Genomic DNA, 3,339 nt, shown 5'->3' on the forward strand with positions numbered 1-3,339 from the left:
AAATAATAACATAATACAGCAGTTCAGAAATGTTATCATCATAAAAAAAACATAAAATGATATCCCATAGCAGGTGCCAGGTCTTCTTTTTCCAAAGAATGGTTTTATAAGACAACTCTAATGACTCATCTTTAATGTGCCGATCCAATTCATTTTTTGTGAATAAGAAGGGATTAGACAATCCAGAAAGATCAGAAACAGAAGGATTAGTATTCTGATTAGTTAGTAAATTGGAGTCAGACGTAGTGTCCGGCTTGGGTGTGAAGGCGACGTCATAACCAACTAGACCACGGGCCCAAAAAGAAATGCATCGATCGAGAGTTCGGACAACGCGTCAAATTCGTTTCCGCATTTGGCACGTGCTCCGTTCGACGGCGCACACTTTGTCCTCTTACATATGGCTGAGAATTATTTAATTTTTCCGCTATTTTGAGTCTAAATTTGATATTTTGTGGCGCGGATATTGTGATTTGCAAAAAAACGCCCCTGCGTCCGTGCCACCTACCCCTAACCCCTCCCTCCAGGCCAAACCCCAGGAGGGAGGGGGAACCCGTTGCCATCGGGACGCCATTGGCTCGGCTCGCACCCCGTCGCTTCGCTCCTCCGCAAGCCGCCCGACTGCAAGCATATCCCGGACGGTTGAAACGGCAAGAAGAAATGATATGTGTGAGTATGTGTGTGTATGTTGCTCTATACAACTGAAGAGGTTGCCGAGATACTGAAACTCAAACCTGCTACAGTGAGGGGCTTAATCCGGGATAAGCGGTTAATCGCTATCAAAATTGGAACAGAATACCGGATAACCGAAGAAGATCTAACCGAATTTTTGAGACAGAATAGAACAGCATAGGCAGGGGACTCAGATGGAGGCTACCACACCTCTTATTGATCCCTGCCTGACTCAGCATTCACTGCTTGAAAATTTATAGTCTCTCGTGAGATTCAGACCATCCTCCTTATTGATACATTTTGATTCAATTCCCGGACCTGTTCCAGTTCGATATTTCCGGGTCTTGATTCCGTGCGGTTTACCTGAAAAAGTAGATTATTCCTCTTACGTTTCACTATGACCACGACGTCAAAAACAAGGGGGATAAATCCCCCGCCTCCTCACCGTTCCCACTTCCCCGGCGTTTTTCGGTCGTGAGTACGAAAGATCAACGCTCTCGGGCGCCTGCCCTCGTTTGTTGTGGGGGAAGAATCCCCCAAACCCCCTCTTAGTATGATAGGGAAACCCGTTGAAACGCTACTGTAGGGGGAACGCCTGACCCGTCAGACGGGAAAGGGAGCAGAGCGACCGACCGGCAGATGGAGTCAGGTTTTCCCCCGGTAATCTCGGGGAGTCAAAGAGTCGAAGGCCCGGTTCTGTTACCTGGGATACAATAACCAGCCTGGTGCAGTGATTCAAGGAAAATATATCATTCTGGTTCCAGGTGTGTAATTTACGGTTCGGGGAAAAGTACAGGGTAGCCCCGCGGAGCGGGGCCGAAAAAATTTGCAGTGGAAATCGGAGTAATTCTTATGCAATGGTTTATGTATGTATGCATCTGTTTGTGTTATTTGCGAATCATCCGGTTTACTGCCTGGTAGTGGTCACATTCTAAGCATCTTATAAGATGGTAGAGGAGAGGGCAGAGCCTCCCGGTATGGGGACACCGACGAGTGGGATCAGGCTTCATCCGGCACCGGCTCCCCTGTCTTGTTCACCTCAATAAACCGGTTAAGATCAGCCTCATCGATCCGATACTCGGATGAGATCCGAACCGCCCGAAGTTGGCCTGACTTGATGAGTGTCCTGATTGTTCCCCGGGACACTGCCAGGATAGAGGCTGCATCTGCGGTGGTGATCAGAGGCATTCTGATATCTCCTGTTCTGTTTCGTCATCTAATAAAAAGATTAAGAAATCCTCCTCATCATCGAGTGATTCGATAAATTCACTCAGATTCCAGAGGCATTCATATTCATTGAACCAGTGATCACGACAAGCCGGGCATGTGCAATATGGCATTTACTCATCTCCCGGTAACATCAACGTGATAACCGGTTCTCCATCATCACCCGGACCACAAACCGCCACGACCTTGACGGTTTCAGATCGTGTCCGTGTCTTGCCGGTTTTTACCTGGAAGATGACTCCATATGTTATCCGGTCTGATGATCCGTTCTGCCTTCTTACAACTTGACTGAACATCCATACCAGATCCCAGAGCCGACCATTCACCGATTGTCCTGGCATTGAATCCAGATTATCGGGCTCGATGTATCCCCAGAGATGATCGCTGATTGCAACCGGCCACCTGATCCCTGCTTCCTTGCAGATCCTCGGATCTGCTTCGATCAGAACACCATCCCGGAGAGCATCAGTACGGCTGTAACAGGAGATCGGATCCCCAAAGACCTCGGTGTTCATGCAACCGCTCCCCCTTTTGGACATTCGTGCATGTTGCTCGGGGATCTGTTTGTTATATGGCAGATCCGCACTCGTTTTCGTCCCTGGGTTTCATATCCAATATACCGGCATCCCCGGACATGGCACTGATGAGATGATAGTCTCATCATGGCACCTCGACTATTGGCTGGCGGGTGAGGATCTCGTTCTGGATCCTGAGATCCTTTGTAGATCCCGGTTTGGATCCGTTCTCCACCTGATACGAGGTCAGTACGAAGGTCTCCCAAGTCTCCTGGATCTGGTCGAGATCGTTAGCTTCTCCCTGGATCTCAACGGTTACGTCATTGATCACAGTGGAAAGGGTGAGGAGAATCATTCTGATTCATCTCCTAATACCCGCTTGGACCACTGATTTATGAGATCCTGCTCGATACTGCCGTACATTGCGCAACGCTTCAGGCAGTCACGAAGTGACTGTATGGCTTCTTCGGAGGTATCGGCACAGACGTCCAACCGGAGAGATTCGTAGTTCCCGAGGTTGATGGTCCCCCCGATGGTTACAGACTGGATCATGGTTACCATCCTCCGATGTCGGGATCATCATGACCGGCATCAGGATCAGGCTGGCACCTGATGACCTCCTCTGCATCTTCCATCTCTTCCTGGATCCCTTCGAGATCTGCGATGAGATCCCGGAGGTTGGTTATCGTCTCCTCTACCTGTCCGGAGTCTTCAACGTCGGTGAAATACTCTGCTGCGAATTCATTGACCGTTTTAGAGAATTCCTTCCTCAACCGGGTGATATCTTCTGCGGCATCATCCGGATGTGGTTTGTATTCTGGCTGGTCGAGCCATTGGGATTCAGCCCTGTAAAATCCCGATGGAAGATCATTCATGCCAGCACCGCCGTGATTGCTGCGGTGAGACGGTCTGCTGCGATGTAGTTTAG

At 49.2% G+C, this 3,339-nt stretch carries 6 protein-coding genes; 1 reads left to right on the plus strand and 5 read right to left on the minus strand.

Features of this window, described 5'->3' with window-relative positions; translation table 11 throughout:
* The first annotated feature begins 682 nt into the window (after positions 1-682).
* The gene (locus tag LUQ50_RS06170) at positions 683-850 is read left to right on the plus strand and encodes a helix-turn-helix domain-containing protein (protein ID WP_300037765.1); all 168 of its coding nucleotides are present in this window, start codon (positions 683-685) and stop codon (positions 848-850) included.
* 818 nt (positions 851-1,668) lie between these two features.
* Here the strand turns inward: LUQ50_RS06170 and LUQ50_RS06175 are convergent.
* The 5 genes from LUQ50_RS06175 to LUQ50_RS06195 all read right to left on the minus strand — a co-directional run.
* Entirely contained in the window at positions 1,669-1,857 is a 189-nt protein-coding gene (locus tag LUQ50_RS06175) for a helix-turn-helix domain-containing protein (RefSeq protein WP_300037768.1), read from the minus strand.
* Between the two features lie 152 nt (positions 1,858-2,009).
* Positions 2,010-2,411 carry a DUF6573 family protein gene (locus LUQ50_RS06180; protein ID WP_300037771.1) on the minus strand — a complete coding sequence of 134 codons (402 nt, stop codon included), beginning with the start codon at positions 2,409-2,411 and terminating at the stop codon, positions 2,010-2,012.
* 145 nt (positions 2,412-2,556) lie between these two features.
* Positions 2,557-2,766: a hypothetical protein gene (locus LUQ50_RS06185; RefSeq protein ID WP_300037773.1), complete on the minus strand. Its 210-nt coding sequence runs from the start codon at positions 2,764-2,766 to the stop codon at positions 2,557-2,559.
* The gene (locus tag LUQ50_RS06190; protein WP_300037776.1) at positions 2,763-2,963 is read right to left on the minus strand and encodes a hypothetical protein; all 201 of its coding nucleotides are present in this window, start codon (positions 2,961-2,963) and stop codon (positions 2,763-2,765) included. The genes LUQ50_RS06185 and LUQ50_RS06190 overlap by 4 nt, the downstream gene beginning before the upstream one ends.
* Positions 2,964-2,965: 2 nt before the next feature.
* Positions 2,966-3,339 (minus strand): hypothetical protein (locus LUQ50_RS06195; protein WP_300037779.1); only part of this gene is annotated, 374 nt, incomplete at its 5' end.

Origin of the sequence: Methanospirillum sp. (assembly GCF_028679455.1) — an archaeon.
Taxonomy (GTDB): domain Archaea; phylum Halobacteriota; class Methanomicrobia; order Methanomicrobiales; family Methanospirillaceae; genus Methanospirillum.